This window comes from Variovorax humicola, from assembly GCF_037889915.1.
Lineage (GTDB): Bacteria > Pseudomonadota > Gammaproteobacteria > Burkholderiales > Burkholderiaceae_C > Variovorax > Variovorax humicola.
In genome coordinates, this window is sequence record NZ_JBBKZV010000102.1 from 1 (window position 1) to 1229 (window position 1229).

The 1229-nt window shown below is 68.6% G+C and carries 2 protein-coding genes; both read right to left on the minus strand.

The window, feature by feature from the left end; all coding sequences use genetic code 11:
• A partial coding sequence (locus tag WKW80_RS37205) for a pyruvate kinase (protein WP_340368562.1) occupies positions 1–629 on the minus strand: 629 nt, incomplete at its 3' end.
• Between the two features lie 11 nt (positions 630–640).
• Positions 641–1229: aldehyde dehydrogenase family protein (locus WKW80_RS37210; RefSeq protein WP_340368563.1), on the minus strand; the 589-nt coding region annotated here is incomplete at its 5' end.

Sequence of the window (1229 nt, forward strand, 5' to 3'; positions counted from 1 at the left end):
CCCTTCACGATCTCGCGCAGCTCCTGCATGTCCTCGGGCCGCTGCACGAAGGACAGCGCCACCCAGTCGACGCCGAGCTGCAGCCCGAAGTCGAGGTCGGCGCGGTCCTTGGGCGTGAGGGCCGAGATCGGCAGCAGCACCTCGGGCACGTTGACGCCCTTGCGTTCCGACAGCGTGCCGCCTGCGACGACGGTGGTGTCCGCGAAGTCGGCGCCGCAGGCCTGCACGCGCAGGCGGATCTTGCCGTCGTCGAGCAGCAGGTCGGTGCCGGGCTTGAGCGCCGCGAAGATCTCGGGATGCGGCAGCGGCGCGCGCTTGCGGGTACCGGGCGTGGCGTCCAGGTCGAGCCGGAACGCGTCGCCCGCGCTCAGCTTGACCGGGCCGTCCGCGAAGGTGCCGACGCGCAGCTTGGGCCCCTGCAGGTCGAGCAGGATGGCGATGGGCCGCCCGGTCTCCTGCTCGATGCGCCGCACGATGTCGCAGCGCGCGCGGTGCTGCTCGTGGCTGCCGTGGCTGAAGTTGAAGCGGAACACGTCCGCGCCGGCATCGAAGAGTGCGCGGATGGTCTCGGCGTCGGAGCTGGCCGGCCCCAGGGTGGCGACGATCTTGGCGTGGCGTTGGCGGTGCATGCTCGACTCCCTCACAGGATGAAACCGGTGTTGATGAACTGCGACTTGTGGTCCTGCACGATCGCGTTGAGCAGTTTCTTGCTCGGCTCGGTCTGCTTCGCGGCGACCATCGAGCGGATCGAGAAGGCCCTCAGTGCATCGGCCACCGACAGCGTGCCCTCGGCCGAATCCTTGCGCCCCGCAAACGGAAACACGTCGGGACCGCGCTGGCACTGGCAATTGATGTTGACGCGGCAGACCTGGTTGACGAGCGGGTCGACCAGCGCGCCGATCTGCGCCGCATCGGAGCCGAAGACACTGACCTGCTGGCCGTGGTCCGAGGTGATGACGTAGTCGAGCGCAGTCTCGATGTCGTCGAAGGGCATGATGGGGACGAGCGGGCCGAACTGCTCCTCGCGGTAGAGCTTCATCCCCTCGCGCACCGGATACACCACCGCCGGGTAATACAAGGTCTGGCAGAACTCGCCGCCGCCTGCGTTGACGATCTGCGCACCCTTCGCCATCGCGTCTTCCAGCGCCTCGGTCATGTAGGCCGTGCGGTGCAGGCCCGGCAGCGGCGTGATGCTCACCCCCGCCTCCCACGGCATGCCGACCTTGAGC